Origin of the sequence: Microbacterium testaceum (assembly GCF_029761935.1) — a bacterium.
In the GTDB taxonomy this organism is placed as follows: domain Bacteria; phylum Actinomycetota; class Actinomycetes; order Actinomycetales; family Microbacteriaceae; genus Microbacterium; species Microbacterium testaceum_A.
Genome location: NZ_CP121699.1, coordinates 825,165 through 849,857, shown reverse-complemented (window position 1 = coordinate 849,857; position 24,693 = coordinate 825,165). Strand labels below are relative to the sequence as shown.

The 24,693-nt window shown below is 71.3% G+C and carries 36 protein-coding genes; 17 read left to right on the top strand and 19 right to left on the bottom strand.

Features of this window, described 5'->3' with window-relative positions; translation table 11 throughout:
* Positions 1 to 51 precede the first annotated feature (51 nt).
* Positions 52 to 720, top strand: a complete 669-nt coding sequence (locus QBE02_RS04115) for an SDR family oxidoreductase (protein ID WP_279367240.1) — start codon at positions 52 to 54, stop codon at positions 718 to 720.
* Positions 717 to 1,493, top strand: coding sequence for an isocitrate lyase/PEP mutase family protein (locus QBE02_RS04110; protein WP_279367239.1), 777 nt, complete (start codon positions 717 to 719; stop codon positions 1,491 to 1,493). Before QBE02_RS04115 ends, QBE02_RS04110 begins: the two co-directional genes overlap by 4 nt.
* A 105-nt stretch (positions 1,494 to 1,598) precedes the next feature.
* Here QBE02_RS04110 and QBE02_RS04105 read toward each other — a convergent pair whose 3' ends face one another.
* The 3 genes from QBE02_RS04105 to QBE02_RS04095 form a co-directional block, all read right to left on the bottom strand.
* Positions 1,599 to 2,252: an LON peptidase substrate-binding domain-containing protein gene (locus tag QBE02_RS04105; protein ID WP_268103796.1), complete on the bottom strand. Its 654-nt coding sequence runs from the start codon at positions 2,250 to 2,252 to the stop codon at positions 1,599 to 1,601.
* Positions 2,253 to 2,334: 82 nt separating this feature from the next.
* Positions 2,335 to 3,366: an FUSC family protein gene (locus QBE02_RS04100; protein WP_279367238.1), complete on the bottom strand. Its 1,032-nt coding sequence runs from the start codon at positions 3,364 to 3,366 to the stop codon at positions 2,335 to 2,337.
* Positions 3,367 to 3,392: 26 nt separating this feature from the next.
* Entirely contained in the window at positions 3,393 to 3,761 is a 369-nt protein-coding gene (locus tag QBE02_RS04095; RefSeq protein WP_144781931.1) for a winged helix-turn-helix transcriptional regulator, read from the bottom strand.
* 93 nt (positions 3,762 to 3,854) lie between these two features.
* Between QBE02_RS04095 and QBE02_RS04090 the strand changes: the two genes are divergently transcribed.
* Positions 3,855 to 4,715 (top strand): SDR family oxidoreductase, encoded by an 861-nt coding sequence (locus QBE02_RS04090; protein ID WP_279367237.1) that lies wholly within the window; start codon positions 3,855 to 3,857, stop codon positions 4,713 to 4,715.
* Between the two features lie 72 nt (positions 4,716 to 4,787).
* Here QBE02_RS04090 and QBE02_RS04085 read toward each other — a convergent pair whose 3' ends face one another.
* Positions 4,788 to 5,147, bottom strand: coding sequence for a DUF2834 domain-containing protein (locus QBE02_RS04085; protein WP_279367236.1), 360 nt, complete (start codon positions 5,145 to 5,147; stop codon positions 4,788 to 4,790).
* Positions 5,148 to 5,199: 52 nt separating this feature from the next.
* On the opposite strand from QBE02_RS04085, the gene QBE02_RS04080 reads away from it, so the two are divergent.
* The 3 genes from QBE02_RS04080 (at position 5,200) to QBE02_RS04070 (ending at position 7,217) form a co-directional block, all read left to right on the top strand.
* The gene (locus QBE02_RS04080) at positions 5,200 to 5,541 is read left to right on the top strand and encodes a TraR/DksA family transcriptional regulator (RefSeq protein WP_279367235.1); all 342 of its coding nucleotides are present in this window, start codon (positions 5,200 to 5,202) and stop codon (positions 5,539 to 5,541) included.
* A 23-nt stretch (positions 5,542 to 5,564) separates the two neighbouring features.
* A complete protein-coding gene (locus QBE02_RS04075) occupies positions 5,565 to 5,780 on the top strand; it encodes an SCO4848 family membrane protein (RefSeq protein ID WP_279367234.1) in 216 nt (71 codons plus the stop codon).
* A gap of 135 nt (positions 5,781 to 5,915) precedes the next feature.
* Positions 5,916 to 7,217 (top strand): MFS transporter, encoded by a 1,302-nt coding sequence (locus QBE02_RS04070; protein WP_279367233.1) that lies wholly within the window; start codon positions 5,916 to 5,918, stop codon positions 7,215 to 7,217.
* On the opposite strand, the gene yidC is transcribed toward QBE02_RS04070, so the two are convergent.
* Together yidC and QBE02_RS04060 are read right to left on the bottom strand one after the other, a co-directional pair.
* Positions 7,153 to 7,884, bottom strand: coding sequence for a membrane protein insertase YidC (yidC, locus tag QBE02_RS04065; protein ID WP_279367232.1), 732 nt, complete (start codon positions 7,882 to 7,884; stop codon positions 7,153 to 7,155). The two genes, QBE02_RS04070 and yidC, sit on opposite strands and share 65 nt — an antisense overlap.
* A gap of 116 nt (positions 7,885 to 8,000) precedes the next feature.
* Positions 8,001 to 8,279 (bottom strand): DUF6412 domain-containing protein, encoded by a 279-nt coding sequence (locus QBE02_RS04060; RefSeq protein ID WP_279367231.1) that lies wholly within the window; start codon positions 8,277 to 8,279, stop codon positions 8,001 to 8,003.
* Between the two features lie 61 nt (positions 8,280 to 8,340).
* On the opposite strand from QBE02_RS04060, the gene QBE02_RS04055 reads away from it, so the two are divergent.
* Positions 8,341 to 8,850, top strand: a complete 510-nt coding sequence (locus QBE02_RS04055; protein WP_279367230.1) for a glycine cleavage system protein R — start codon at positions 8,341 to 8,343, stop codon at positions 8,848 to 8,850.
* Positions 8,851 to 8,904: 54 nt separating this feature from the next.
* Here the strand turns inward: QBE02_RS04055 and QBE02_RS04050 are convergent, their stop codons facing one another.
* The gene (locus tag QBE02_RS04050; protein ID WP_279367229.1) at positions 8,905 to 9,288 is read right to left on the bottom strand and encodes a DUF3054 domain-containing protein; all 384 of its coding nucleotides are present in this window, start codon (positions 9,286 to 9,288) and stop codon (positions 8,905 to 8,907) included.
* Between the two features lie 111 nt (positions 9,289 to 9,399).
* Here QBE02_RS04050 and QBE02_RS04045 point away from each other — a divergent pair, with 111 nt between their 5' ends.
* Positions 9,400 to 9,837: a VanZ family protein gene (locus QBE02_RS04045; protein ID WP_279367228.1), complete on the top strand. Its 438-nt coding sequence runs from the start codon at positions 9,400 to 9,402 to the stop codon at positions 9,835 to 9,837.
* An 8-nt stretch (positions 9,838 to 9,845) separates the two neighbouring features.
* Here QBE02_RS04045 and QBE02_RS04040 read toward each other — a convergent pair whose 3' ends face one another.
* Together QBE02_RS04040 and QBE02_RS04035 are read right to left on the bottom strand one after the other, a co-directional pair.
* Positions 9,846 to 10,922 (bottom strand): HAMP domain-containing sensor histidine kinase, encoded by a 1,077-nt coding sequence (locus tag QBE02_RS04040; RefSeq protein ID WP_279367227.1) that lies wholly within the window; start codon positions 10,920 to 10,922, stop codon positions 9,846 to 9,848.
* Positions 10,915 to 11,583, bottom strand: a complete 669-nt coding sequence (locus QBE02_RS04035; protein WP_279367226.1) for a response regulator transcription factor — start codon at positions 11,581 to 11,583, stop codon at positions 10,915 to 10,917. The genes QBE02_RS04040 and QBE02_RS04035 overlap by 8 nt, the downstream gene beginning before the upstream one ends.
* 79 nt (positions 11,584 to 11,662) lie before the next feature.
* On the opposite strand from QBE02_RS04035, the gene QBE02_RS04030 reads away from it, so the two are divergent.
* Both QBE02_RS04030 and QBE02_RS04025 read left to right on the top strand, forming a co-directional pair.
* Positions 11,663 to 12,166 carry a metallophosphoesterase family protein gene (locus QBE02_RS04030; protein WP_279367225.1) on the top strand — a complete coding sequence of 168 codons (504 nt, stop codon included), beginning with the start codon at positions 11,663 to 11,665 and terminating at the stop codon, positions 12,164 to 12,166.
* 83 nt (positions 12,167 to 12,249) lie between these two features.
* Entirely contained in the window at positions 12,250 to 12,816 is a 567-nt protein-coding gene (locus QBE02_RS04025; RefSeq protein ID WP_279367224.1) for a M15 family metallopeptidase, read from the top strand.
* 87 nt (positions 12,817 to 12,903) lie between these two features.
* On the opposite strand, the gene QBE02_RS04020 is transcribed toward QBE02_RS04025, so the two are convergent.
* The 3 genes from QBE02_RS04020 to QBE02_RS04010 all read right to left on the bottom strand — a co-directional run bounded on the left by QBE02_RS04020 (position 12,904) and on the right by QBE02_RS04010 (position 14,728).
* Positions 12,904 to 14,040 carry a fatty acid desaturase family protein gene (locus QBE02_RS04020; protein WP_431844590.1) on the bottom strand — a complete coding sequence of 379 codons (1,137 nt, stop codon included), beginning with the start codon at positions 14,038 to 14,040 and terminating at the stop codon, positions 12,904 to 12,906.
* Between the two features lie 183 nt (positions 14,041 to 14,223).
* The gene (locus QBE02_RS04015) at positions 14,224 to 14,427 is read right to left on the bottom strand and encodes a cold-shock protein (protein WP_013583139.1); all 204 of its coding nucleotides are present in this window, start codon (positions 14,425 to 14,427) and stop codon (positions 14,224 to 14,226) included.
* Between the two features lie 16 nt (positions 14,428 to 14,443).
* Positions 14,444 to 14,728, bottom strand: coding sequence for a hypothetical protein (locus tag QBE02_RS04010; protein ID WP_143017794.1), 285 nt, complete (start codon positions 14,726 to 14,728; stop codon positions 14,444 to 14,446).
* Between the two features lie 229 nt (positions 14,729 to 14,957).
* Here QBE02_RS04010 and QBE02_RS04005 point away from each other — a divergent pair, with 229 nt between their 5' ends.
* Both QBE02_RS04005 and QBE02_RS04000 read left to right on the top strand, forming a co-directional pair.
* Complete coding sequence (locus tag QBE02_RS04005; RefSeq protein WP_279367223.1) at positions 14,958 to 15,317, top strand: biopolymer transporter Tol; 360 nt, start codon at positions 14,958 to 14,960, stop codon at positions 15,315 to 15,317.
* A 54-nt stretch (positions 15,318 to 15,371) separates the two neighbouring features.
* Positions 15,372 to 15,863: a pyridoxamine 5'-phosphate oxidase family protein gene (locus QBE02_RS04000; protein ID WP_279367222.1), complete on the top strand. Its 492-nt coding sequence runs from the start codon at positions 15,372 to 15,374 to the stop codon at positions 15,861 to 15,863.
* Positions 15,864 to 15,901: 38 nt separating this feature from the next.
* On the opposite strand, the gene QBE02_RS03995 is transcribed toward QBE02_RS04000, so the two are convergent.
* Positions 15,902 to 16,033 carry a hypothetical protein gene (locus QBE02_RS03995; RefSeq protein WP_279367221.1) on the bottom strand — a complete coding sequence of 44 codons (132 nt, stop codon included), beginning with the start codon at positions 16,031 to 16,033 and terminating at the stop codon, positions 15,902 to 15,904.
* 112 nt (positions 16,034 to 16,145) lie between these two features.
* Between QBE02_RS03995 and QBE02_RS03990 the strand changes: the two genes are divergently transcribed.
* Positions 16,146 to 16,301 carry a DUF2256 domain-containing protein gene (locus QBE02_RS03990; protein ID WP_279367220.1) on the top strand — a complete coding sequence of 52 codons (156 nt, stop codon included), beginning with the start codon at positions 16,146 to 16,148 and terminating at the stop codon, positions 16,299 to 16,301.
* Positions 16,298 to 17,737, top strand: a complete 1,440-nt coding sequence (locus QBE02_RS03985) for a cryptochrome/photolyase family protein (RefSeq protein WP_279367219.1) — start codon at positions 16,298 to 16,300, stop codon at positions 17,735 to 17,737. The genes QBE02_RS03990 and QBE02_RS03985 overlap by 4 nt, the downstream gene beginning before the upstream one ends.
* Before the next feature lie 133 nt (positions 17,738 to 17,870).
* Here the strand turns inward: QBE02_RS03985 and QBE02_RS03980 are convergent, their stop codons facing one another.
* The 4 genes from QBE02_RS03980 to QBE02_RS03965 all read right to left on the bottom strand — a co-directional run bounded on the left by QBE02_RS03980 (position 17,871) and on the right by QBE02_RS03965 (position 20,495).
* Positions 17,871 to 18,086, bottom strand: a complete 216-nt coding sequence (locus QBE02_RS03980) for a DUF2945 domain-containing protein (RefSeq protein ID WP_268103817.1) — start codon at positions 18,084 to 18,086, stop codon at positions 17,871 to 17,873.
* A gap of 228 nt (positions 18,087 to 18,314) precedes the next feature.
* Complete coding sequence (locus tag QBE02_RS03975) at positions 18,315 to 18,890, bottom strand: hypothetical protein (RefSeq protein WP_279367218.1); 576 nt, start codon at positions 18,888 to 18,890, stop codon at positions 18,315 to 18,317.
* Positions 18,891 to 18,915: 25 nt separating this feature from the next.
* Entirely contained in the window at positions 18,916 to 19,749 is an 834-nt protein-coding gene (locus QBE02_RS03970) for an endonuclease/exonuclease/phosphatase family protein (protein WP_279367217.1), read from the bottom strand.
* On the bottom strand, positions 19,746 to 20,495 hold the full coding sequence (locus QBE02_RS03965) for a glycosyltransferase family 2 protein (RefSeq protein ID WP_279367216.1): 750 nt from the start codon (positions 20,493 to 20,495) through the stop codon (positions 19,746 to 19,748). Before QBE02_RS03965 ends, QBE02_RS03970 begins: the two co-directional genes overlap by 4 nt.
* A 113-nt stretch (positions 20,496 to 20,608) precedes the next feature.
* Between QBE02_RS03965 and QBE02_RS03960 the strand changes: the two genes are divergently transcribed.
* The 3 genes from QBE02_RS03960 to QBE02_RS03950 are packed head-to-tail and all read left to right on the top strand — an operon-like array spanning position 20,609 to position 22,798.
* Positions 20,609 to 21,346 (top strand): sulfurtransferase, encoded by a 738-nt coding sequence (locus QBE02_RS03960; protein ID WP_279367215.1) that lies wholly within the window; start codon positions 20,609 to 20,611, stop codon positions 21,344 to 21,346.
* Entirely contained in the window at positions 21,315 to 22,301 is a 987-nt protein-coding gene (locus tag QBE02_RS03955; RefSeq protein WP_279367214.1) for a dipeptidase, read from the top strand. The genes QBE02_RS03960 and QBE02_RS03955 overlap by 32 nt, the downstream gene beginning before the upstream one ends.
* Positions 22,298 to 22,798: a GNAT family N-acetyltransferase gene (locus QBE02_RS03950; protein WP_279367213.1), complete on the top strand. Its 501-nt coding sequence runs from the start codon at positions 22,298 to 22,300 to the stop codon at positions 22,796 to 22,798. Before QBE02_RS03955 ends, QBE02_RS03950 begins: the two co-directional genes overlap by 4 nt.
* A gap of 179 nt (positions 22,799 to 22,977) precedes the next feature.
* On the opposite strand, the gene QBE02_RS03945 is transcribed toward QBE02_RS03950, so the two are convergent.
* Complete coding sequence (locus tag QBE02_RS03945) at positions 22,978 to 24,213, bottom strand: NAD(P)/FAD-dependent oxidoreductase (protein ID WP_279367212.1); 1,236 nt, start codon at positions 24,211 to 24,213, stop codon at positions 22,978 to 22,980.
* A gap of 49 nt (positions 24,214 to 24,262) precedes the next feature.
* Positions 24,263 to 24,613, bottom strand: a complete 351-nt coding sequence (locus QBE02_RS03940; protein WP_268103827.1) for an ArsR/SmtB family transcription factor — start codon at positions 24,611 to 24,613, stop codon at positions 24,263 to 24,265.
* Positions 24,614 to 24,693: the final 80 nt, after the last annotated feature.

Here is a 24,693-nt window from a genome sequence, read left to right as displayed (position 1 = left end):
GCCGGCCGGAGGATTCGACAGAAGTCGATCGACAAGGAAGAGGACAGTGACATGGAACGCATCGTGATCATCGGAGGGCACGGCAAGGTGGCCCTCCACCTCGCTCGACTGCTCGCCGACCGCGGCGACGAGGCGACGTCGGTGATCCGCAAGGCGGAGCAGAAGGCCGACATCGAGCAGGCGGGCGGCGCGCCCCTCGTCCTCGACGTCGAGAACGCGGACGTCGACGAGATGGCGAAGGCCTTCTCGGGTGCCGACGCGGTCGTGTGGTCCGCCGGTGCGGGTGGCGGAAGCGCCGAGCGCACTTACGCGGTCGACCGCGATGCCGCGCAGCGAGCGGTCGACGCGGCATCGAAGGCGGGCGTCCGCCGGTTCGTGATGGTGTCGTGGATCGGCTCGACTCCCGATCACGGCATCGACCCCGACGACTCGTTCTTCGCCTACGCCGACGCCAAGCTCGCGGCCGACGACCACCTGCGCGCCAGCGACCTCGATTGGACGATCCTCGGCCCCGGTACCCTCACGACGGACGAGCCCACCGGCCGCATCACGACGGCGCCGCAGGGTAAGGCCGAAGTCTCTCGTGCCGACGTTGCCGCCGTCGCGGCCGCTGTGCTCGTGCAGCCGGCCACGGTGGGCCGGTTCATCCGCTTCGGCGCGGGCGACACGCTGATCGCCGAGGCGATCGTCGCGGACCGCGCGGACGGGGGACAGGCATGAGCGCCCTGAGCGAGAAGGCGGCCTCGTTCGCCGCTCTGCACACCGCCCCCGAGATCCTCCGGGTCGTCAACATCTGGGACGTCGTGTCGGCGAAGGCGGTCGCCGCTCTGCCCGAGACGAACGCCCTCGCCACGGCCGGCCACTCGATCGCCGCGACCTTCGGGTACGAGGACGGCGAGAACATCCCCCTCGACGTCATGCTCGACATGGTCGGACGCATCGTGGCGGCGGTCGACGTGCCGGTGACGGCCGACCTCGATGCGGGCTTCGGAAACCCCGGCGAGACGACCCGGCGCGCCATCGGCGTGGGTGTGGTCGGCGCGAACGTCGAGGACCGGGTCAAGCCGTTTGATGAAGCGGTGGCCGCCGTCGAGGCCGTGATCGCGGCGGGGGAGGCCGAGGGCGTCCCCTTCGTGCTGAACGCGCGCACCGATGTGTTCGCAAAGGGCGGCGACCGTCCGCTCGACGACAAGATCGCGGATGCCGTGAAGCGCGGCCGCGCCTTCCTCGACGCCGGGGCGACCTCGGTGTTCGTCCCGGGGCTTCTGGACGCCGACACGACGAGTCGACTGGTCGAGGGGCTCGGGGAACAGCGCCTGAGCGTCATCGGGTTCCCCGGGGCGCTGTCGGCCGCCGAGTACGAGAAGCTCGGCGTGGCGCGGATCTCGTACGGTCCGCTCACGCAGCGCGTCGCGCTGACGGCACTGCAGGACCTCGCGATCGACCTCTACGGCACGGGGGTCATCCCCTCGTCGGTGCGCGAACTGAACTGACGATTCGCCCGGTGGGGCGTCGCGGCCTGCGGGCTGCGGCGCCCCTTCGGCGTCAGCGCCGAAAGCCGCTCCGACGACACGCCACCGCGCTCCGCCGGCGCGGGGTCAGTCGTCGTCTTCGGGTTCTCCGTCTTCTACCACGATCACTCCGTCGGGCACGGGATCGCCGAGCAGGGGCTCGGCGGCGAGCGTGAGGTCGATGGTCGCCCGCAACAGACCGCCGAGGGTCACCGAGCGCAGCAGCTCCATCTGGTCGAGTTCGCCGAGCGGAGCGATCGCCGCCACCTGCCACGCGCGGGGAAGCGGCTCCTCCGAGAGCTCCACCTCGGGGTCCCACCTCGTACCGCCGTACTGCTGAGCGCGACCGAGCACCCGCCGCACGATCCGCTCCGCCTCTTCGAGCAACGGGAGAAGGGCGTCGTTCCACTCGAGGTCGGGAAGAGCCCGCACGTCCGCCCGCGGGTACGGGGCGTCGTCGAGCCACTCGACGATCTCGAACCTCTCCGTGCCCCGCGCGACGATCTGCATCTGGCCGGCCTGGGGTACGACGTGGCTGAGCTGCGCCATCGTGCCGAGGGGGAAGCGCTGATCGCCCCCGCCCGTCTCGCTGCCGCGCTCGATGAGGACGACGCCGAACGCGGGGTCCGTCTCGTCGAGGAGGCGCCCCAGCATGACGAGGTAGCGCTCCTCGAAGATCCGCAGCGCGAGAGGCGTATGCGGGAAGAGGACGGCTCCGAGGGGGAACATCGCGGTACCCATGCCCTCAGTCAACCAGGGGCGACGGCCTGCGGGGTCGGGGGAGCGGGATCCGCGAGCGAGTTCCCAGGTCGAGCGGGCGGCGTCAGTCCTCGACGTCGCGCAGGGTCTCGTGCACGCGGTGCAGGTCCATCAGAAGCGATCCCACGAGCACCCAGTGCATCATCGAGGGTGTGCGGATCTGCAGAGGACGGGTGAGGGCCGGCTCTTCGTCGACGACGCGCTCGGGGCCCGCGTCGAGGGCGAACGCCAATCGCACGTCGTGGGCGGCGCGATGGAGCTGTTCGGCGATCGCCCGGACAGCGGGTTCGTCGGCGATCGTCTGTTCGTAGCCGTCGTAGACCGCGCGCGTCATGCCGATCGTCTGGGTGACGACGGGACTGAAGCGCTCGACGAGGGCGTCCATCTCGGCCAGGTCGGTGCGGTGACGACCGCTGCGGGGGTTCAGGGCGAGCGAGTCGGCACCGTCGCGGATCGCGTCGGCCGCGGCATCCCGAACCGGGCGGAGCAGGCGCGCCTCGAGGAGGAGTCCCTCGAGGGACGCCGAGGTCTGCGGGGTCTCGAGGGCGTCGGCCAGACGCTCGAGGGCGGCGGCGAGCTCGCGTCCGAGGACGTCGATCTTGGCCCGCGCGGCGGGGACGAGCACCGGGGGGACCAGCACCGCGTTGACGACGATGCCGATGGCAGCGCCGATGAGGGTCTCGAGCACGCGGTCGAGCGCGTAGTTGGGGGTCGCGGTGCCGAGCGCGAGGACGAGCAGGGCGCTGATCGCGATCTGGTTGGTGGCTCCGGCGGAGATCCGCGCCGCCCACGCCACCACGAGCGCCACGCCCGCCGAGAGCAGGGCGACCCAGGGTTGCGAGCCGAACACGAGCCCGAGAAGGGCCGCGATGAGCACTCCGACGATCACGCCGACACTGCGTTCGACCGCGCGGGTGAACGACTGGTTGATGCTCGGCTGGACCACCAGCAGGGCGGCGATGGCGGCGAAGATCGGGGGCGGACCCTGGACGAGCCACCCGGCCAGCAGCCACGCGGCGACGATCGCGATGGCCGATTTGGCGACCTGCAGCAGCGGCACGCGCCGCGGCGCGCGGAAGGTGAGGCTGTCGCGCACGGCGCGAGCGGATGGGACGCGCACGATCACTCCCGAGGTCCGACGATGGCGATGGCGTTCTCGGCGACCCATCCCATGAGGGGGATGACGTGCGTCATGAGGTCGCGCCCCCGATCGGTGAGGGCGTACTCGACGCGAGGGGGTACCTCGGGGTAGGCGGTGCGCAGGACGAGGCCGTCGGCCTCGAGCGTCTTGAGCGTGCTCGCGAGCATCTTCTCGCTGATCCCGTCGATATTGCGTCGAAGAGCGCCCCAGCGCTGCGTCCCGTCCGAGAGGGCGAGCAGCACGAGGATGCCCCACTTGCCCATGACGTGATCGAGGACCGTGCGGGTGGGGCACCCGTCGGCGAAAAGTCCGGGGTGTTCGGCGCGGATCGACGCAAGACTGACGCTCATGTGAGTACCTAACCAGAAAGTGGGTACCGGCATTCCGGAATGCGGTGGACGGCGGGGCGTTGAGCCCGACGAACCCACCGAAAGGATTCCATCATGACCTTCCTCGTCACCGCCGCCTCCGGCCACCTCGGCCGCCTCGTCGTCGACGCTCTCCTCGAGCGCGGCGTGCCGGCATCCGACATCGTCGCGGGTGCGCGCACGCCCGCCAAGGTCGACGACTTCGCCGCGCGCGGGGTCCGCGTCGCCGAGCTCGACTACGCGCGTCCCGAAACGATCTCCGCCGCCCTCGAAGGTGTGACCCGCGTCGTGCTGATCTCGGGCAACGGTCCCGACCGCGTCGCCGAGCACCGCGCGGCGATCGACGCGATCCGCGCCGCCGGAGTGGAGCGTCTCGTCTACACGAGCGCCCCGCGCAACGACGTCATCGACTACAGCCTCGGCGCCGACCACAAGGCCACCGAGCAGGCCATCGCCGCGTCGGGGGTGAGCGCCACCATCCTCCGCAACAACTGGTACACCGAGAACTACCTCGACACCGTCGCCCGCGCGGCCGACACCGGAGAGATCGTGGCGGCGACCGGTGACGCGCGCGTCGCCAGCGCGAGCCGCCGCGACTACGCCGAGGCGGCCGCGGTCGCCCTCACCACCGACGAGCTGGCCGGCCGGACCGTCGAGATCGGCGGCGACGTCGCGTGGACCTACGACGAGCTCGCCGCCGCGGCGAGCGAGGTGCTCGGTCGCCGGGTGACCTACACCCGCGTGTCGGTGGAGCAGTTGGCCGAGGGGCTGCAGGCGGCGGGACTGGATGCCGGCACGGCGGCGTTCGTAGCCGGGATCGACGACGCGATCGCCCGCGGTGCCCTCGAGCAGACGGACGGGTCGTTGTCTCGCCTCATCGGCCGTCCCACCACGCCGCTCGTCGAGGGACTGCGTCAAGGCCTGGCCACGCGCTGACCTCTTCCCTCTCGGCGTGAGTCGCCATAATCCGTCGCTTCGGACGCCCGCGAAGCGACGGATCGTGGCGACTCACGCGGGGCTGTCGGGGGAGGACCGGCGTGCGGTCAGCCGCCGCTGGCGCATCGCCAGGAACAGCGGGAACGTGAAGGCGAAGGCGGTCACCCCCGACAGCACGATGTACAGCCCCGCGAAGCGCATGCCGAGGCGTCGCCCCTCGACGATGATGAAGATGCTGCCCGCGATCGCGACGACCATCAGATCCACGGTGATCGACGACACCGCCGGTCCCCCCGAGACGAGATCGCCGATGAAGTCCCGCATCTGCACGATCGCGAACACGTTGAAGGTCCAGGTGCCCACGAGGCCGGCGACGGCCAGCACGAGGAAGGCCACGGCGGTGGGGGTCCAGTGTCGTCGGAGTTCGCTCATGAGCCGATCCTGCCGCAGCCCTCGTGTCGGTGGTGGGGGATAGCGTCGAAGGATGGATGCCGACACCGCGATGCGCATGCTCGATGACCGCGAACGCGAGGTCGTGCACCGTTTGACGCGTCTGCTCGACGACGAAGCGAGCCTGCGGCACGACCGCGCCGACGCCACCGCCGACGACGAGCACGACCCCGAGGGGTCGACGCTGTCGGGGGAGTGGGCGCAGGTCGACGCGCTGCGGCGGGGAGCCGAGGCCGAGAGCGCCGAGATCTCCGCGGCGCGCGAGCGGGTGGCATCCGGCACCTTCGGCACGTGCGAGAACTGCGGGCGGCCGATCGCCGACGCCCGTCTCGAGGTCCTGCCCTTCGCGCGGCGGTGCATCTCGTGCGCCGCGTGAGCCACGGCGCCTAGGCTCGAGGCATGGAACCCGTCCTCATCGCGCTGCTGTTCGCCAACGCCGTCTTCAACGTCGTCGTGTGGCCGCGCTTCTTCGTGCGCGTCGCGAAGGACCAGCGGGCGAGGAACGCCGAGGGCAAGCCCACGCCGTTCCTCATCGTCCATACCGTGCTCATCGCCCTCGCCCTGGTGCTCGCGCTCGCGTCGGCCGTCGCCGCGATCGCCGCCCTGGTGGGCTGAGGCTGCGCACCCCAGGCGCCCGTGAGGTGCCCGCGGTAGACTAAGGGTGCGGGATTTCCCGCCGCACTCTGTGCAACTACCTACCGGTCCGGCAAGGCGGCACGTTCCATCGCCCCCTCTCTGGAGACCCGCTTCATGACTGCGCCCGCCGTCGACCATCGGCCCCTCGTCCATCACACCGGCTTCTGGTACTTCCCCATCGCCTTCGTGGCGCGCCTGCCCTTCGCGATGATGACCGTGGGGGTCCTCGCCATCGTCGTCGCCCTCCGCGGCTCGGTCGCCCTCGGCGGTCTGACCTCGGCAGCCGTGGGTCTCGGCGTCGTCGTCGCGGGCCCGGTGCTCGGCGATCTCGCCGACCGCTACGGGCAGCGGCGCGTGCTCGTGCCGGTGGGGGTGGCCAACGGCATCCTGTTGGCGATCTTCCCCCTCGTGGTGGGCTTCGCGACGTCGGATGCCCTGCTGCTCGGGGCGGCCGTGGCGATTGGTGTGACCGGACCGCAGACCGCGGCGATGTCACGCAGCCGCGTGATGGCGCTGATCGGCGCGCGCGTGCACCCCGAGCGGCGCGACCGCACCTTCTCGCGGGCGATGGCCTACGAATCCGCGGCCGACGAGACGGCGTTCGTCATCGGCCCGTTCGTCGTCGGCATCCTGGCGGCGTTGATCGCTCCGTGGGCGCCTATCATCGGTGCGGCCCTCCTCAGCTTCGTCTTCGTCACCGCCTTCGCCCTGCATCCCACCGGCCGAGCCGTGCCCGAGCGGTCCGAACGCACCGCGATGGCGCCGTTCCGCGAGCTGCTGCGCCCGCGCATGCTCGTGCTCGTGGCGGCCGTCTTCGGCGTCGGGCTGTTCTTCGGCTCCACCCTCACCTCGCTGACCGCCTTCATGGAGGCGCAGGGGGCGCCCGAGGCGGGAGCCCTGCTCTACGGCGTGATGGGGGTGGGCTCCGCGGTGCTGGCCCTCGCCGTGGCCCTGGTCCCCGAGCGCTTCGCGCTGCGGTGGCGGCTCGTGCTCTTCGCGAGCGTGCTCACGGCCTCGGCCGGTGCCTACTCGGTCGGCGGATCCGTCTCGACGGTGACCCTGGTCCTGTGCCTCATGGGCATCGGGGTGGGGCCCGCCCTCGTCACGCTGTTCAGCCTCGCCGGCCACCGCGCGCCGCGCGGGCGCACGGCGTCGACCATGACGATCCTCGCCTCGGCCCTCACCCTGGCGCAGGCGCTGTCGTCGGCGGTGACCGGCACCGTGGCCGAGAAGGTCTCGGTCGCCACGGCGATGCTCTTCCCCGCGGGTGCGGCGCTGCTCGTCCTCGCCATGGCGGCGGTGAACGCCGCGGCCGCACCGCGGTGGGACCGGGCGCCCGTCGGGGCCGGACTCAGCGCGGCAGGGGGTAGCGCCGCCGCAGCAGCAGGCGCTGGCCCAGCGTCCACGCGGTCGTGACGGTGAGGTAGAGCCCCGCCGCGAGCGGGACGAACAGCGCGACCATCGCCGTCGTGAACTGCAGGACGCCGAGCATCCCCGTCGTCCACGCGGGAGCCGACGGGTCGACCGCCGGTCGCAGGAGTCGATGCGTGAGTTCGGCCACCCCGGCGATCACGATGACGAGCGTGCCGAAGACGGCGAGGGTGGCGGCATCCATCGTTCCGGTCGTCAGGGCACCGATGAGACTCCGCCCGAGCGGGACGCCGAACACGTCGTGCGTGAGCAGGGTGTTGGCGTGTCCGCCGACCTGGGCGTGTAGGAAGACCGCGTACAGCAGACCGACCACGGGCGCCTGGGCGAGCACGGGCTGCATCCCCGCGAAGGGGGACGATCCCTCATCGCGGTACAGCTGAAGGGTCTCGCGTTGCAGGCGTTCGGGGTTCTTGCGCCACCTCTCCTGCAGGGCACGGAGGCGTGGGGCCAGGCGGGCACGCGTCTGCTCGGCCCGCGCCTGCGACACCCCCACGGGAATGAGGAGCACCCGCACGGCGAGGGTCACGACGACGACGGCGAGGGCGGCGGCGAGCCCGCCGGCGAGCGGTTCGAGAAGCGAGGTCAGGGCGAGCAGGGCTCGCGTGGCGAGGTCGAGCAGCAAGGCGAGGGGCGGAAAGGCGAAAAGGTCCACGGGGCATCCCATCAGAGCGAGTGATCACGGGCTGATCGGTCGCGGGGCGCGCCGAGAGCACGCGGGCGACCGGCGTCGCTGCGCGCTCGAGCCGTCGCCGAGGCGATGGGGGAGGGCTACGCGACGCGGATCGCGAACCCCGGGGCTCGCGGGCGCGGGGGGCCCGCCGCGTCGGGATCGCTCTGGGAGAGGGATGCCGAGGGGTCGATCGGACGCGCCGACGGCGGGGGCGTGGCCGCGACGAGAGCGGGGACCACGACGAGCACGATCACCGCGGTCAGCACGACGGCCGCGGCGAGCACCACGGCCAGCAGAGGGGCGCTCCCCCCGGGCGTGAGCGCCAGCTCGGCGGTGGCCAGGAGCAGGTTGAGCGCCGCGATCAGTGATGCGATCACGCTCTCACCCCCTCCGGTCGAGTCCCCACGCTAGCAAAGCTCCGGTGGGTACGCTGTCGGCATGACCACCCTCGTCCTCACCGTCGTCGGCGATGACCGCGCGGGCCTCGTGTCCGCGGTCGCCGACATCGTCGACGCCCACGGCGGCAACTGGGAGAACAGCGAACTCGCCGAGCTGGCGGGAGCGTTCGCCGGGATCATCGAGGTGTCGGTGACGCCCGCGCGCGCCGACGATCTGCGCGCGGCGCTCGACGGTCTCGCCGGAACCCTTACCGTCACCGTCCATGCCGGAGCGGGCTCGGCGGACGCCGGGGGCCGCACGGTGACCTTCGACGTCGTCGGCAACGACCGCCCCGGCATCGTCCGCGAGGTGTCCGCGGCTCTCGGGGCGCACGGCGCGAGCATCGAACGGATGTCGACGCAGACGACGGATGCCGCGATGGCGGGCGGTCGTCTGTTCGAGGCCTCCATCACCGCGACGGTGGCGGGCGACGTCGCCGTCGACGATCTCGTCGCGCGTCTGGAGCGTCTCGCCACCGAGATCCAGGTCGACGTCACGCTCGCGGACTGACCCGGGCGGCGCGCGGCGGCGGCTCGATCGGCGCAGGGCCGACCGTGACCGGATTCAGGCGCGGCGCGACCGGGTCGCGAGGCGTGCGATCCCGCGCCATCCCAGCAGCAGGAGGGCGAGGGTGAGGGTCGCGACGATGACGAACGCCACCGCGATGCCCTGCCCGCTGAATGCGCGCAGCACCACCCCGAGCAGCACGGTGACCGCCCACACCGGGAGCCCCGTCGCGACGACGGCGCTCGGTCGACGCCACGCGCGCGCGACGAGCCAGCCGACGAGGAGCGCGACGACGAAGGGCCACGCGGTGGTCGCCAGCCCTGAGCCGAACGGACCCAGGACGTCGCCGTCGTGGGTGGCGCGTCCGATCGCGGCGAAGACGACGACGAGCACGACATCGACGATCAGGGCGGGGAGGAAGGAGCGGAGCGAGGGGGACACGACCTCATTCTCTCGCGGCGACGCGAGGGTATCGTCCGCGTATCGCGGTTCCGAGACACCGCGGCAACAGCCCGAGCGATGGGATGGACTCTCCCGACCCCGGAGGTTGCCGTGTCCGCTCGTCCTGTCCTCACCCCCGCGTGTCTGGTCACCGCGGGCGCGGTGCTCGCCGCCGTCGTCGCCTTGACGCTCGCCCCGCGGGCGATCGCGTGGCCGGCCCGCACCCTCGTCCTGGACGCGCTCGACCACCTTCCCCCGTCGTGGAGCGCCCTCGTTTTCGGCGCGAGCGCCGACGTGGCTCTCAACGTCGCCTTCTTCGTGCCCCTCGGCGCCGCGGTGGCCCTGCTCCTTCCGCTGCGGTGGGCGCCGGCATCCGTTGCGTTGTGCGCCCTCGTGTCGTTCGCGGTCGAGATGCTCCAGGCCGGGATCCCCGGTCGGGTTCCGGATGCCGATGACGTGCTGTCCAACACGATCGGCGCCGCGATCGGAACGGTCGTCGTCATCGCGATGCGCGTGGCCGCCCGTGGAGGGCGCGCCACCCGGCGCTGAGCCGCTGGTCAGCGGGGCAGGCGGAGGCGCGCGTGCAGACCGCCGCCCTCTCGGGGCCACAGTTCGAGCCGACCACGGTGCGCGCGGGCGATCGAGGCGACGATGGCGAGCCCCAGGCCGGTGCCGTCCGCGCGTCCGCGCGTGCGGCCGACACCGCGGACGAAAGGCTCGGGGAGAGTCGAGACGAGCTCGCGCGACAGGTCGTCTCCGCTGTTGACGACGTCGATGATCACCTCGTCGACCTCGCCGCTCACGGCGAGGCGCACCCAGCCGCCCTCGATGTTGTGGACGAGGGCGTTACGGACGAGGTTCGCCACCGCCTGACGGACCAGGGTCTCGTCGAGGCGTGCGACCCCACCCGAGGAGTCGATCAGGTCCAGATCGAGGCCCGCGGCGTCGCCCCGCGCCTCGGACACCACGGCGGCGACGAGCTCGTCCACCGGGGTGGGTTCGGGTGATAGCGCTCCCTCGCGCGTCGAGCGGGCGAGGGCGAGCAGAGACTCGGTGAGGCGGATCGCGCGCTCGTTCGTGAGATCGAGCCGGTGCAGCAGCCGCTCGACGTCGACGCCTCCGGGGTCGGCCCGGGCCACCTCGAGGAGGGTGCGCATCGTCGCGTGCGGAGTGCGCAACTCGTGGGAGGCGTTCGCGGCGAAGCGCTTCTGCGCCTCCAGGGTCTCCTCGATCCGCGCGAGCATCGCGTCGAAGGTATCGGCGAGGTCGGTGAGCTCGTCGTGGGGTCCCGGCAGATCGACGCGGTGCGCCAGATCGCCGTCGCGCACCGCGCGGGCGGCATCCGTGATCCGGTGAAGGGGGCGCAGCATGAGTCCCGACACGACCCAGCCGCCGCCGAGGCCCACGATCGCCAACGCGAGGACGGTGTACCAGGCGTACCGGACGAAGACGTCGACCAGGTCGCCGCGTCCGGGCGTGAACGACCCGCTCTCGGAGTACAGGTTGCCCTCGGGCAGGAAGCGCAGCACGAGGAACCCCACGACGAACACCGCGATCCCCACGATCACGACGAACGCCGCGTAGCTCAGGGTGAGCTTGAGGCGGACCGAGAGCCCCGGGGCGCGCTCACGCATCGGCCGGGCCCATGCGGTAGCCCACTCCCGCGACGGTCTGAATGAGCCACGGCTCGCCGAGACGCTTGCGCAGCGTCGAGATCGTGATGCGTACCGCGTTCGTGAACGGGTCGGCGTTCTCGTCCCACGCCCGTTCGAGCAGGTCTTCGGCGCTGACCACCCCGCCGGCCGCGCCCATGAGCACCTGCAGCACCGCGAACTGCTTGCGGGTCAGCGACACGTACCGTCCGTCGCGGAACACCTCGCGGCGAAAGGGATCGAGGCGGATGCCGTGCTGCTCGAGCACCGGCGGGGTCGCGGCCGCGGGGCGGCGGGCCAGGGCGTGCAGGCGCATCACGAGCTCGCGCAGGACGAAGGGTTTCGTCAGGTAGTCGTCGGCGCCGCTCTCGAAACCGGTGGCCTTGTCGTCGAGGCGATCGGCGGCGGTCAGCATGAGCACGCGCGGGGCGGCGGGCTGCGCGCTGAGGTGCCGGGCGATCTCGTCGCCGTTCGGGCCCGGGATGTCGCGGTCGAGCACGACCACGTCGTACGCGGTGTGACCGAGCACCTCGAGGGCGGTGTCGCCGTCACCGGCGATGTCGGCCGCGATCGCCTCGAGCCGCAGCCCGTCGCGGATGGCCTCGGCGAGGAAGGGTTCGTCCTCGACGATCAACACGCGCATTCCGTCATCGTAGGCGGGGCCGCATATCGCGGACGTATGCGCGGTGCCCGCCGCCGCGGGCGTCGGTAGCGTTGGGGGCATGGCGACCCGACTTCTCCTCGTGGCCGACACGCACGTGCCGAAGCGGGCGCGCGTCCTTCCCGCGGCGGTGCGCGAGGCGGCATCCGAGGTCGATCTGATCGTCCACGCGGGCGACTGGGTGAGCGCGAGCGTGCTCGACGAACTCGAGACCCTCGGCCCGGTGCTGGGCGTCTGGGGCAACAACGACGGCGACGACCTGCGCTCGCGCCTGCCCGAGGTCGCCCGCGCCGAAATCGACGGGGTGCGCGTCGCGGTCGTGCACGAGACGGGGCCCGCGACCGGACGCGAGAAGAGGATGGATGTCGCCTACCCCGACACCGACCTGCTCGTGTTCGGGCACAGCCACATCCCGTGGGACACCGCGACCCCGAACGGCCTGCGCCTTCTCAACCCCGGCTCGCCCACCGACCGCCGCCGTCAGCCGGCGTGCACGCTGATGACCGCGACGCTCGACGACGGCGAGGTGCGCGACGTGCTGCTGCACGAAGTGTCACGCGACTGACGACCGAGACGTCGCGGGGTGTATCGCCGGCGTATCGCGCGGGTGATACGCCGTGACAACGCAGCCCCGAGTCGACTGGGTCTATGGCTCCTCCCGCATCCCGTACCGATTCCCCTTCGCGCCGTCGGCTCGCGGTCCTCGCGATCGGGGCCGCCCTGGCCGTCATCCTCACCGTGGTCGCCGTTCTGCTCGCGATGACCACCGCGGCGTCGTTCACGGCGGGGATGACCGCGCATGCGCCGTTCTCTCCGACAGAGGCGGACGGGATGATCCCGGCGGAGGCGCCCCTCACCGTGAGCGACGATCGGCACCCGGCGATGACAGGACTCGACGGAGACCTGCGCGAGGCCCTTCGCTCCGCCCAGGCGGCCGCCGCGCCGGAGGGAGTCGTCTTCGACGTCACCAGCGGATGGCGCAGCGAGGAGTACCAGCGCTGGCTCCTCGGCGACGCCGTTCGCACGTACGGCTCCGAGGCGCTCGCGCGGGAGTACGTCGCGTCGCCCGAAGACTCCAGTCACGTCACCGGTCGAGCGGTCGACATCGGCTCGCTCGACGCGCAACTGTGGATCATCGAGCACGGGCGCGAGTGGGGCCTGTGCCAGACCTACGCCAACGAGCGGTGGCACTTCGAGAAGGCGACGGATGCCTGAGGAGAGTGCCCGGAGCCGAAGCCCGATGCGCGGGGGTGAACGACGACGGCGCCGCCCCATTCGGATGCGGCGCCGTCGTGCGGGTGGTTACTCGACGTTCAGCTGACGGGTGGGAGAGGTCAGCGGGCAGTCGAACGGGTCGCGGGCGGCGAGCCCGACCCGGTTGAGGTACGCGATGACGATGCCGTACGACTGGAACAGCGTGGTCTCGACGTAGGGCACCCCCAGTGTCTCGCAGTGCTCGCGGACGATCACGCGGGCCTTGCTGAGGTGCGGGCGCGGCATGTTGGGGAACAGGTGGTGCTCGATCTGGTAGTTCAGACCGCCCATGAGCCACGTGGCCCACCAGCCGCCCGAGACGTTGCGCGAGGTGCGCACCTGCTTGCTGAAGAAGTCGAGCTTCGCACCGGAGGCGATGATCGGCATGCCCTTGTGGTTGGGGGCGAAGGACGCTCCCATGTAGATCCCGAAGACAGCGACCGAGACGCCGAAGAACGCGAAGGCGAGACCGATCGGCAAGAAGATGAAGATCGGCGCGATGAAGAGCGCGTGGCGCAGCGTCAGCAGGGCGAGTTCTGCCCAGCGGCCCTTGACGGGCTCGCGCGAGAAGAGGTGGCGCAGGGCCAGCACGTAGAGGTTGATCCCCTCGAACGCCAGCAGCGGGAAGAACAGGTACCCCTGGCGCTGGGTGATCCAGCGCTGGATGCCGCGGGCCTTGGCCGCGTCGACGTCGAGGAACGAGATCGTGTCGATCTCGATGTCGGGGTCCTTGTCGACGCGGTTGGGGTTGGCGTGGTGACGCGTGTGCTTCGACGCCCACCACGAGCGGCTCATGCCGACGATACCGTTGCCGATGAGCAGCCCGAGGCGATCGTTGGCAGGGCCCGACGCGAAGATCTGGCGGTGCGCGGCCTCGTGGGCGAGGAAGGCGACCTGGGTGAACAGGATGCCGAGGACCGCGGCGATGATCAGCTGGAACCAGCTGTCGCCGAGGAGGATGAAGCCGGTGATGCACCCGGCGAAGCCGAGCACGATCGCGGCGGCGACGACGGCGTAGAACACCGGCGTGCGGACGAGGAGTCCGCTCTCGCGAACGACCTGAGACAGCTCTGTGTAGGCCTTGGCGATCGGGGGGAATTCGGTCGTACCGGAGTACGTCTGACGGATGGGGCCGAGGCGGGACTCGACGACGGTGGAAGCGATTTCTGCTCCTCGGATCGGGATGGACCGGGGCGGCTACCCGGGCTGTCGCCCACATTACGGGTCGCCGTATGGACGCCCCGGCATACGACGCGATGTTCAGGAGCCTCTCGGGAAATGGAAATCCCGGCGTGCGGAATCGTCTCGGAAACGACGAAAGCCGGGTCGTCGCGAGGCGACGTACCCGGCTTCCGAGGTAAGCGGAGCTTAGAGGGGGCGGATGTTCGCCGCCTGCATGCCCTTGGGGCCCTGCTCAGCGTCGAATTCGACCTTCTGTGCTTCCGTGAGCTCCTTGAAGCCGTTGCCCTGGATCGCGCTGAAGTGCGCGAACAGGTCGGCGGAGCCGTCGTCGGGAGCAATGAAGCCGTAGCCCTTTTCGGAGTTGAACCATTTCACGGTGCCAGTGGCCATCGTGTTCTTCCTTTATTCATGTTGGGCCGCAGATGCGGCCGTGGGCGCCGCTCCGACGCGTGCGGAGCGGACGGGGACGCCGCGTCACCGTGGTGGTGGCGCGTACGCGATGCCCGTCGACGGCGGCCTGAGCCGCGCCGACGGACGTGTGGACACCGAGATTCTCGCCGAGGGGACCCTGGGCTTCGAAGCCCGAGGTTCCCGCGCCGACGAAACCGGCGTAGTCGGATCCGGCCGTCGCGACGTACACGTCGAGATCGGCCTGGCGCCACGATAGCGGCGAAGGGTGAAGCAGAGACACAAGAACTTTCTGCGAGTGCGAGGCGAGGACCGAAGCCGTCGAGCGAGGCACACGATGATGGGGGGTGGGTTTGCTGTCGGAAACAGCTCGGCGCCGTGCGCCCGGCATCTCAGCGATGAGGCGGGCGTCGATGAAGCAAGTCCCAGAACGAATACCTTCACGCTAGCACGGATGTCTGCGAGACACCCGGGTGATTTCGGCGGGCCCGAGGGTGCGGTGCACTGGGGGCATGGCATCCGACCCTCCCTCCGACCGGGACGCGACCGACGACGAGCGCTGGCTCGTGATCGACGGGCGCCGGTGGCGCCGCACTGATCCGGCGGTGCCGGACGACCTCGCCGACCGATTGCGGTCGCACCTCGGGCGGGCCCGAGCGGCCGTGCGGACGGCGAAACGCGCCGGGGGCGACGACGACGTGTCCGACGCGCGTCGCCGGGTGGGGCTCGCGAAACACGGACTGGGCGAGCGAGGGCCGCGCTGGTGGGACGACGAGGTCGCCGCGCGGGTGCACCGGGCCCGGGAGGCTCTCGCCGAGCTCGACGCTGTCGCCCCGCCGAGAGCAGACGATTCCCCCGACGTCAACGCGTAGCGCGAGGCGTAGCCAGAGGATGGGCTGGGGGCTCACGAACCGAGGGGAGCCCCCATGTCATCCACCGCCACCGAGCTCGAGACGCTCAACGATCTGCTCAAGAAGTTCCGCTTCGCGATGGTCACCACCCGCGCCGAAGACGGAGCGCTGCATGCGCACCCGCTGACCGTGCAGGAGAAGGAGTCGGACGGCGACCTCTGGTTCATCGTCGGCACGCACTCCTCCGCCGTTGAGCACGTGCGACGCGACCCGAAGGTGGGCCTGTCGTTCAGCACCGACGGCACGTGGCTGTCGCTGGCGGGCGAGGCCGAGGTGGTCGACGACCTCGCGAAGCTCAAGGAACTGTGGTCGACGAGCGTCGAGGCGTGGTTCCCCGACGGCCCCGAGTCGCCCGGGGTGACCCTGCTGAAGGTCTCGACCCTCACGGGCGAGTACTGGGGGAGCGCCGGCGGGCGCCTCGCCACGGCCATCGCACTCGTCACCTCGAAGGTGACCGGCGACCGGCCGCGCGGTGGTGAGAAGCAGACCTTCGATCTGACCGACTGAGCGCGGCGCGGACCTCGCGGTCGCGCCGCGCCGCGAGGTCAGCCGCCCGACGGGTTGTCGACGGGGGCGTCGTCGTCGTCGGTGGTGTCGGGGATGGTGGGGGAGTCGGCCGTCTCGAGCTCGTCGGGCTCGTCGGCGGTGTCGTTCGTACGGTCGTGTGTGGTGTCCATGGCGACACCTGACCACGCGTCGGTAGACGGCCGCGCGGGCCTTGCGCGAACCGGCGCAGCGTGCCAGCGCAAGCCCCCAGATGCCGAGTACGCGCTTTGCGACGATGACGGCATGTCACGACCCGAGGTCCGCTCCAAGCCCTGCGCCTACTGCGGCCGGCCCTTCACCGACCGCAAGCGCTGGAGCGGGCGCGACCAGTGGGACCAGGTGCTCTACTGCTCGCGCGGTTGCCGCGCCAACGCCGCGAAGCAGAGGCGTCAGGCGTGAGGGCCGCACTGATCCTCGCGACGCAGCAGTTCGCCGAGCACCCCGCCTACGCCGACGACGGCATCGAGGAGTTCTTCTTCATCGAGTCGGCGCCCCGCTTCGCCAAGCTCCCGTACCACCGTCACAAGATCGTCCTGCTCGTCTCGGCGATGCGGCACACCGCCGCGCGTCTCGAGGCCGAGGGCAAGACCGTCCGCCGGATCACCCTCGACGACGACCTCTCCTTCAAGGCCGGGCTCGAAAAGCTGCTGAAGGCCCATCGGGTCACCGAGCTGACGTGGATGAGCGACCCCAACCGCCCCGTCGACGAGCGCATGGCGCGCATCTGCCAGGCGCACGACGTCGAGACCGACGTGCTCTCGGACGGGCTGTTCCTCACCCCCGAAGACGACGTCGACGCCTGGTTCTCGGAGCACCCGACGCCGCTCATGGAGGACTTCTACCACTGGCAGCGGCGGCGCACCGGCATCCTGATGGACGGCGGGAAGCCGGCGGGGCGGCGCTGGAACTTCGACGCCGACAATCGCAAGGCGCTGCCGAAGAAGGGCGTCGAGGTTCCGCCGCTGCCGCAGCCCGCGCACGACGAGATCACCCGCGCCGTCATCGCCGAGGTCGACGAGCGCTACGCCGAGCACCCCGGCAGTGCAGCCGATTTCTGGTTGCCCGTCACGCCGGAGGATTCCCGCGACTGGCTCGACGTCTTCGTCGCGGAGCGCCTCAACGACTTCGGCCGCTACGAAGACGCGATGAAGGCCGACGAGCCGTTCCTCTTCCACGCGATCATCTCGCCGATGCTGAACATCGGGCTGCTCACCGTCGAAGAAGTGGTCGCCGCCACCACACGGACCGACGCGCCCCTGGCATCCGTCGAGGGGTTCATCCGCCAGGTGATCGGGTGGCGCGAATACATGCGCGGCATGTACCGGGCGCACCCGCAGCTCGAGCACGTCAACGCGCTGCACCTCGAGAAGAGGATCGAGAAGTACTGGTACTCCGGACAACGGGTGCCGAGTGACCTGCCGATCCCCGTGCGCACGGTGCTGGAACGCGTGCACGAGTGGGGCTACGCGCACCACATCGAACGCCTCATGGTGCTCGGCAACTGGTTCCTCCTGCAGGGGTACGCGCCGCGGCAGGTCAACGACTGGTTCCTCGCGCTGTTCGTCGACGCGTACGACTGGGTCATGGTGCCCAACGTCATGGGCATGAGCCAGTTCGCCGACGGCGGCTTCGTCGCGACCAAGCCCTACGTCTCGGGCGGGGCCTACCTGCAGAAGATGGGGTCGTGGTGGCCCTCGGCGCAGGAGGCCAAGGACTCGGTCTTCACCGACGCGTACTGGGAATTTCTCGAGCGACACGAGGACGTGCTGGCCGGAAACCACCGGCTGGGCCTCGCGCTGGCGCAGATGCGCAAGCGTCGCGACGCGAAGGGGTAGCGGGGCGCCCCGCCGGTCGCCCACCGGCGCCGACGCGGGCGAAACTCCTGAGAAAGTCGCTTCGTCGCCGTCGCCGCCCCGGTGGGCGCCCGGCGTGGCAAGAAACTCAGGAGTTCCGCACGCCCCGCGGGGGTCAGCTCTTCAACGTGTTCAGCGCCGAGCCCTTGTGCGCGGCGGTCGAACCCGACTTCTCCGACTTCACGATGTACGCCGGGTCGTCGTCGGATGCCGTGAACTTCTGACCGTCGTGCTGGAAGTCCTTCGTCTTCTTCTCCACGACCTCACCCTGGGTGCGGCCCTGCGGGGTGTCCCAGCTGACGCGGTCGCCCTTCGACAGATCCTTCGACATGACGCTTCCTTCCGTTGATGTGGGTTCATGGTGTCGAGCGGCGGGAGCGCGCATCGGGGGATTGACAGCCGGCGGACGGGACGTCGCCGGTCCGCGGCCCCTGACGCACCGACGATCGTCCTCCCGGGTCTCGTGGGGCTGCTCGCCCTCGCCCTCGTCGTCGGCGGAATCGTCGTCGCGGCGACGACGGGCCCGGAGCGCGAGCCGCGGGGTCGCTGACCGTTGCCGCTAGAGCGCTGCGCGGTCCGCGCGGGTCAGGCGGAACCGGGATGCCACGACGCCCAGCAGCAGCGCGCCCGCGCCTCCCGCGATCATGTCGCCGATCGTGTCGTCGTAGGTCACGAAGATCGCGTCGGTGATGAAGCGGTAGCCGAACCACTCGATCATCTCCCACACGGCGCTCAGCGCGAGGCCCGCCATGGTGGCGACGACGGTGGGCGTCCGGCGTCGGCCGGTCGGCGCGATCACGCGCGCGTCGTCGAGAAGCACCAGGGCGACCGCGGCGAGCACTCCCGTGCACACGGCGTGGACGATCAGGTCCCACCCGGTCCACGCGCGGTACAGGTCGATGACGTTGCTGCCGGCCGCGACGAACACCGTGATGCACGTGACGAGGTCGAGGCCCGAGCGCAGGCCGATCATGCGCGAGAGCATCACCGCAGGCAGCGACATGGACAGCACGGCGAAGTCGGTGAACGGCAGGGTGAACAGCGAGACGATCACGACGACGATCGCCACGGCCCGCACGACGTCGGTCAGCCAGTCGGTGACGGTGCCCGGCGGCCGCTTGAGGTTGGCGTACATCGCCCGGATCATCGGCATCCGCCCGTCATGGCGTCGCCGCCGGATGGATGCGCACGACCGCCTGCACCGGCAAGTGGTCGCTCGGCCACTGCGTGCCGGTCGGACGCGGGTCGATGCCGACCGCGCGCACGCCCACGTCGGGAGTCGCGAGCAGGGCGTCGATGCGGCGCGCACCGACCTTGGGCGCCGCATAGTTGTTGAAGGTGCCCCACTCGGCGGTCCGGCGGGCGGGGGAGTACGACCACGTGTCCACGAGCAGGCCGTCGGCGAACATGTCCGACAGTTCGCCGGAGCGCACGTGGGCGTTCACGTCGGCGGTGAACAGCAGCGGGCGTTCGCGGCGCGCCACGAGGTCGTGGAGCCACGCGGCCGAGCGGCGGCGAGCCCGGCGCGAGAACGCGTCGAAATGGGTGTTCACGAAGGTGAACCGGGCGTCGGTCGCGAGGTCGCGCACCCGCGCGATGACCGCGATGCGTGGGATGGTGTTGCCCCATCCGGTCGACCCGGGGACGCCGGGGGTGTCCGACAGGGCGACCTGCTCCCAGTCCTCGACCTCGACGCGATCGCGGTCGTAGAAGAGCGGAGTGCCCTCCCCGTCGCGGCGGGGACCGCGGCCGAGTCCGATGCGGCCGTAGTCGGAGCCGAGCGACGCCTGCACCCACTGGGCTTGATCGGGCATCGCCTCCTGGGTACCCAGCAGGTGGGGGCGGTTCGCGCTGAGGAACGTCCGCAGTCGCTCTTTGCGCAGGGGCCAGCGGTCGGCGGGGGGCCACGTGATCCGGTCGAAGCGTCGACGGATGTTGAAGCTCATCACGTGCAGGTCGGGGGCTTCGACGTCGGGGAAGAGGATGCCGCTCATGATCGACCCCGCAGCCCCAGACGCACCCATCGCGCCGGCGGGATCTCGGCGGGCCAGTGCGCGAAGACGGTCCCCGCACCCCGACGGAAGCATCGGGCGAAGCGGCGCGGCTCGACGGTCCTCGACGACACGCGCATGTGCGCGCCGGACACGCGCGCGATGCGATGGCGGCGGCCGAGGTGGTACGCGAGGTCGAGGTCGTCGTGCAGCTCGGGGTCGAGGTGCACCTCGCCGCGCACGTCCTCCCAGGCGCGGCGGCGGAACGCCATGTTCGAGCCCCAGAGCGGCGTGTGTCCGAGAGCGGGGGTCGCGAAGGTCGCGTAGGTGCCGAGGAAGAGCCGCGCCATCGACACGCGTCGCCGCGCGGGTCCGTCGTGGAACACGGCTCCGCCGGTCACGGCATCCACCGCCGGATCCGCCAGCGCGTCGACCATGCTCTGCACCCACGTCGGATCGGGGAGGCTGTCGGCGTCGAGGCGGAGGATCAGCTCTCCGCGGGCCGCGTCGTACCCGGTGGCGGCGGCCGCGGGGATGCCGCGCTCTGCGCAGAACACCACGCGCGCTCCGGCCGCCCGGGCGATCTCGGCGCTGTCGTCGGTCGAGGCGTTGTCGACCACGACGATCTCGGTCGGGGTGAGGGTCTGCGCGGACAGCGCGCGCAGGCACCGCCACAGATGGGCGCCGTCGTCACGGCAGGGGATGACGACGGAGACGGTGACGGCCGGCGAGACGGGGCCTTGGGGCACGGGGGTCCTCCCGGAGACGAGTCCTCCCACGCTAGGCGATCAGCGGCGGGCGTTTCCCGGCTTGACGCCTGCGTCGTCGGCTGACAGCGCTCGTCTTTCGTATCGTGGATGCCATGGCATCCGTCCTCAACGTCTCGGCGTACCTGTTCACGCGCATCGACGACCCCGCGTCCCTGCGAGCGGCTCTGCGCGCGCGGGCGGCGGAGGCGGGACTGCGGGGGACAATATTGCTGGCCGAGGAGGGCATCAACCTGTTCCTCGCGGGCGGAGCCGACGAGGTGCGCGGCTTCGTCGACGACCTGCGCGCCGACGCGCGCTTCGCCGCCCTGCAGACCAAGGAGAGCTGGTCGGATGACGTGCCCTTCGGCAAGCTGCTCGTGAAGGTGAAGCGCGAGATCATCCGCATGGACCGGCCCGAGGTGCGCCCGCAGGACGGTCGCGCGCCGGCCGTGACCCCCGACACGCTGCGCCGCTGGCTCGACGCGGGCGTCGACGACGCGGGTCGGGAGGTCGTGCTCATCGACACGCGCAACGCCTTCGAGGTCGACTACGGCACCTTCGCCGGAGCGAAGGACTGGCGCATCGAGAGGTTCACGCAGTTCCCGGATGCCGCGGCATCCCACCGCGAAGAACTCGAGGGCAAGACCGTGGTGAGCTTCTGCACGGGCGGCATCCGCTGCGAGAAGGCGGCCCTGTACCTGCGCGACGAGGGACTCGAGGCGTACCAGCTCGAGGGCGGGATCCTCGGGTGGTTCGCCGCGCAGGGCGAAGCGCACTGGGACGGCGACCTCTTCGTCTTCGACGAGCGCGAAGCGCTCGATGCCGGACTCGCCGCTCGGGTCGGTGCCTGACGTGCTCTGGGACCAGCACGCCTGCGTCGAACTCGTCGAGACCGCCGACCTCACCGACCTGCGGCGCTACCGGGGAGCCGGCGGGGGCTACGTGTCGATCAACGTCGGCTACGCCCCGCACGCGCCCGAGCTCACGGCATCCCTTCTCCGCTCGTTCCGCGCGCAGGTCGACGCCATCGACGGGCTCGAACTCGCCGCCACGGTCGCCGACATCGACCGCATCGCCGCGCGGGGCGACACGGCCGTCGCCTTCGACCTCGAGGACTGCGCCCCTCTCGGCGGGGACCTGGATGCCGTGTCCTCCCTCGTCGCACGGGGAGTACGCACCCTCGGGCCGACCTACAACCACGCCAACCGCGCCGGCGGCGGGTGCCTCGACGCGGTCGACGACGGCCTCACCGCCTGGGGTCGGGACCTCGTCGCCGAGATGAACGCGCAGGGCATGGTTCCCGACGGCTCGCACGTGGGCGCCCGCACCACCTTCGACATGTGCGCCGCCTCAACCCGCCCGGTGGTGTTCAGCCACTCGAACCTGCGTTCCGTGTGGGAGCACCCGCGCAACATCACCGACGACCAGGCGCGAGCGGCAGCGGACACCGGGGGAGTCATCGGCATCACCGGGGTGGGGATCTTCCTCGGGCCCAACACCCCGACGCTCGAGGCGATGGTGCGCCACATCGAGCGCGCCGTCGAGGTCGTCGGCATCCGTCACGTCGGGGTGAGCACCGACTTCTCGTTCGACTGGGAGACCTTCCGCGACGAGGTCGTGCGGATGCCGGAGCTGTACGACGCGAGCTACACCCGCTGGGGCCCGATGGAGTGGATGCCGCCCGAGACCTTCGTCGTCCTCGGCTCGGCGCTCGCCGCGCGAGGATGGAGCGACACCGACGTCGCCGCGGTGCTCGGCGGGAACTTCCGCCGCGTCGCGGCCGAGAGCTGGGAGCCCCTGGCATGACCGAACTCCGCGACGGCGCCGTGCTGCGCCCCGCCCGCCCCGGCGACGAGGAGGGCATCCTCGCGTGCATCCAGGCGCTCGCCGTTTACGAACGCGAACCGGATGCCGTGGACAACACCGCCGCGATGCTCACCGACACGCTGTTCGGCGACGACCCCCGCGCGTTCGCCTTCGTCGTGGAGGGCCCCGACGGCGGCATCCGGGCGATCGCGATCTGGTTCCTCACCTATTCGACGTGGACCGGACGCCACGGCATCTGGCTCGAAGACCTGTACGTGCACGAGCGGTACCGCGCGAACGGCTACGGCGTGGCCCTGCTCGCCGCCCTCGCCGCCGAGTGCCTCGACAAGGGCTACTCGCGCCTGGAGTGGACGGTGCTCGACTGGAACGAGCCCGCGATCGGCTTCTATCGCGCGCTCGGCGCCGAGGCGATGGACGAATGGACCACCCGCCGCGTCACGGGCGACGCGCTGACGGCGCTCGCGGCGCGGGGGTAGCGCGGGTTCGATTCCCGCGCGTTCTTCCTCGGCGTGGGGCTGTGCGCCGGGTCGTCGGGTCAGGGACGTTCCGGTTTGTCGGGATCGGGGTCGGATCCTGCAGGTTGGGGCGGATGGTTCCCACCCGAGCACCGGGATCCGCCCCGAACCGGGCCTGGGTTGGCCGCGACCCCGCCCGCTCACCGCGCGAGGTCGGCCAGCACCGCCTCCGCGGCGCGCTGCCCCGACACCAGCGCGCCCTGGATCGACGCGGTGTCGCGGTGGTCGCCGGCGAGGTAGCGGCCGTCGTCGAGGCGCACGGGGAGGCGCAGGCGCAGCGGCGGATCCTGCGCGGGGAGCGCGTGGGTGATGTCGTCGCGGCGCAGCAGGCGCCACGGCCGGGTGTCGGCCTGCCACACCTCGCCGAGCTGGCGCCGCACCTCGTCCTCGGCGGCGACGGAGGGCATGACGCAGGTCGCCTGAATGAGGTGCTGCCCGCGCGGGGCGTACGTCGGCGCGGTGTTTGTCATGACCGCGGTGTTCACGATCGGCCCGCGGCGGCGTCCGTCGACGCGCAGCGCGGCATCGGTCGAGGGGGCCTCGTCGGTGGCGAACCACCACGTCTGCAGGCCGCGGGTGCGAGGGTGCGGGGCGTCGAGGGCGTGGTCCAGGCCGGTCGCGAGCACGAGGGCGCGGGCGGTCACGGCATCCGCCCCCTCCACCCCGAGGTGCCAGCCGTGCGCTCGCTTGCGGGTCGACACGACGCGGTGCGAGAGGCGGATGCCGACACCCGCACGCCGCGCCGTGTCGGCGAGCTGCGCGGGGAGGGCTCCGATCCCCGCCGCGGGAACGCCCGGACGCCCGAGGGCGAAGCTGCGGATGAGCAGGCGCACGAAGGCGTCGGAGGTCTGTTGCCGGTCGTCGGCGATGACCCCGGCGAGGAAGGGCTCGAGCACCGCCTCGCGGAGGGGGCCGCGGAGGCCTGCTCGGTCCCAGCCCTCGTCGAGCGAGAAGTCGCGGCCCCTCTTGGCCTGACGCGCTGACAGCAGAGTGGGGCCCACCCAGCGTGCGAGCGCGGCGACGTCGGCGGGGCGCACCAGGCCCGATCGCAGGGTCGCGGCAATCGATCCCGGATGCCGCAGCGGATGCGCCACCCGCGCGACCCTGTCGTCGAGCCGCACGCCGACCGCGACCGGGAAGCGCCGGAGCGCGAGGGCGCCAACGTCGACCCAGCGCCGCACGGCCGGGTACGCCGGGTTCAGCACGTGGAAGCCGAGGTCGAGGCGGAAGCCGTCGACGATGTCGGTGCGCTCGCGTCCGCCGACCGCGTCGTTCGCCTCGAGCACCACGACGTCGCGTCCGGCCTCGGCCAGCCGGGTCGCGGCGCGGAGTCCCGCGAGCCCTGCTCCCACCACGACGACGTCGTATTCGTTCATGCCGCGAGCCTAAGCAGGAGAACGCGAGCGGACGCGGGGGTTGCGAGGGTCAGCGACGGGGCGCGATGGCCGCGGCGACGCTGTCGAGAGCGCCCGGCACGAGCGAGAAATACGCCCAGGTGCCGCGCTTCTCGCGGGTCAGGATGCCGGCATCCACCAGCACTTTCGTGTGGTGTGAGACGGTGGGCTGCGAGAGACCGAGGGGTTCTTGCAGGTCGCACGCGCACGTGACGCCGGCGTCTTGCGCGGCGATGATCGACACGATCCGCAGTCGCGCCGGATCGGCGAGCGCCTTGAGCGTCTTCGCCAGCGTCTCCGCTTCGGCCGGGGCCATCGCAGCATCGCCCGACGAGACGCAGCAGGGGGCGTCGAGCAGGGGCAGGGCGATGGTCGAGGTCATGGCATCTATCATCGTGCGGACATCGATGAACGTCAATATTGACGAGCGTCGATGTGTTGCGTCATGCTGTTCCCGTTCGA

What these genes read in the sequence shown, in the direction of transcription:
- QBE02_RS04080 (WP_279367235.1), top strand. Translation starts at nt 5,200, where the DNA reads ATGGATGCCGACACCGCGATGCGCATGCTCGATGACCGCGAACGCGAG.
- QBE02_RS03945 (WP_279367212.1), bottom strand. Translation starts at nt 24,213, where the DNA reads ATGAACGAATACGACGTCGTCGTGGTGGGAGCAGGGCTCGCGGGACTC.
- QBE02_RS04005 (WP_279367223.1), top strand. Translation starts at nt 14,958, where the DNA reads ATGGCATCCGACCCTCCCTCCGACCGGGACGCGACCGACGACGAGCGC.
- QBE02_RS04040 (WP_279367227.1), bottom strand. Translation starts at nt 10,922, where the DNA reads ATGCGTGAGCGCGCCCCGGGGCTCTCGGTCCGCCTCAAGCTCACCCTG.
- QBE02_RS04095 (WP_144781931.1), bottom strand. Translation starts at nt 3,761, where the DNA reads ATGAGCGTCAGTCTTGCGTCGATCCGCGCCGAACACCCCGGACTTTTC.
- QBE02_RS04015 (WP_013583139.1), bottom strand. Translation starts at nt 14,427, where the DNA reads ATGGCCACTGGCACCGTGAAATGGTTCAACTCCGAAAAGGGCTACGGC.
- QBE02_RS04025 (WP_279367224.1), top strand. Translation starts at nt 12,250, where the DNA reads ATGGCTCCTCCCGCATCCCGTACCGATTCCCCTTCGCGCCGTCGGCTC.
- QBE02_RS04055 (WP_279367230.1), top strand. Translation starts at nt 8,341, where the DNA reads ATGACCACCCTCGTCCTCACCGTCGTCGGCGATGACCGCGCGGGCCTC.
- QBE02_RS04000 (WP_279367222.1), top strand. Translation starts at nt 15,372, where the DNA reads ATGTCATCCACCGCCACCGAGCTCGAGACGCTCAACGATCTGCTCAAG.
- QBE02_RS04075 (WP_279367234.1), top strand. Translation starts at nt 5,565, where the DNA reads ATGGAACCCGTCCTCATCGCGCTGCTGTTCGCCAACGCCGTCTTCAAC.
- QBE02_RS03950 (WP_279367213.1), top strand. Translation starts at nt 22,298, where the DNA reads ATGACCGAACTCCGCGACGGCGCCGTGCTGCGCCCCGCCCGCCCCGGC.
- QBE02_RS04110 (WP_279367239.1), top strand. Translation starts at nt 717, where the DNA reads ATGAGCGCCCTGAGCGAGAAGGCGGCCTCGTTCGCCGCTCTGCACACC.
- QBE02_RS04115 (WP_279367240.1), top strand. Translation starts at nt 52, where the DNA reads ATGGAACGCATCGTGATCATCGGAGGGCACGGCAAGGTGGCCCTCCAC.
- QBE02_RS03955 (WP_279367214.1), top strand. Translation starts at nt 21,315, where the DNA reads ATGCCGGACTCGCCGCTCGGGTCGGTGCCTGACGTGCTCTGGGACCAG.
- QBE02_RS04105 (WP_268103796.1), bottom strand. Translation starts at nt 2,252, where the DNA reads ATGGGTACCGCGATGTTCCCCCTCGGAGCCGTCCTCTTCCCGCATACG.
- QBE02_RS03940 (WP_268103827.1), bottom strand. Translation starts at nt 24,613, where the DNA reads ATGACCTCGACCATCGCCCTGCCCCTGCTCGACGCCCCCTGCTGCGTC.
- QBE02_RS04035 (WP_279367226.1), bottom strand. Translation starts at nt 11,583, where the DNA reads ATGCGCGTGTTGATCGTCGAGGACGAACCCTTCCTCGCCGAGGCCATC.
- QBE02_RS03970 (WP_279367217.1), bottom strand. Translation starts at nt 19,749, where the DNA reads ATGAGCGGCATCCTCTTCCCCGACGTCGAAGCCCCCGACCTGCACGTG.
- QBE02_RS04085 (WP_279367236.1), bottom strand. Translation starts at nt 5,147, where the DNA reads ATGAGCGAACTCCGACGACACTGGACCCCCACCGCCGTGGCCTTCCTC.
- QBE02_RS04030 (WP_279367225.1), top strand. Translation starts at nt 11,663, where the DNA reads ATGGCGACCCGACTTCTCCTCGTGGCCGACACGCACGTGCCGAAGCGG.
- QBE02_RS04090 (WP_279367237.1), top strand. Translation starts at nt 3,855, where the DNA reads ATGACCTTCCTCGTCACCGCCGCCTCCGGCCACCTCGGCCGCCTCGTC.
- QBE02_RS03980 (WP_268103817.1), bottom strand. Translation starts at nt 18,086, where the DNA reads ATGTCGAAGGATCTGTCGAAGGGCGACCGCGTCAGCTGGGACACCCCG.
- QBE02_RS03995 (WP_279367221.1), bottom strand. Translation starts at nt 16,033, where the DNA reads ATGGACACCACACACGACCGTACGAACGACACCGCCGACGAGCCCGAC.
- QBE02_RS03990 (WP_279367220.1), top strand. Translation starts at nt 16,146, where the DNA reads ATGTCACGACCCGAGGTCCGCTCCAAGCCCTGCGCCTACTGCGGCCGG.
- QBE02_RS03975 (WP_279367218.1), bottom strand. Translation starts at nt 18,890, where the DNA reads ATGTACGCCAACCTCAAGCGGCCGCCGGGCACCGTCACCGACTGGCTG.
- QBE02_RS04070 (WP_279367233.1), top strand. Translation starts at nt 5,916, where the DNA reads ATGACTGCGCCCGCCGTCGACCATCGGCCCCTCGTCCATCACACCGGC.
- QBE02_RS03960 (WP_279367215.1), top strand. Translation starts at nt 20,609, where the DNA reads ATGGCATCCGTCCTCAACGTCTCGGCGTACCTGTTCACGCGCATCGAC.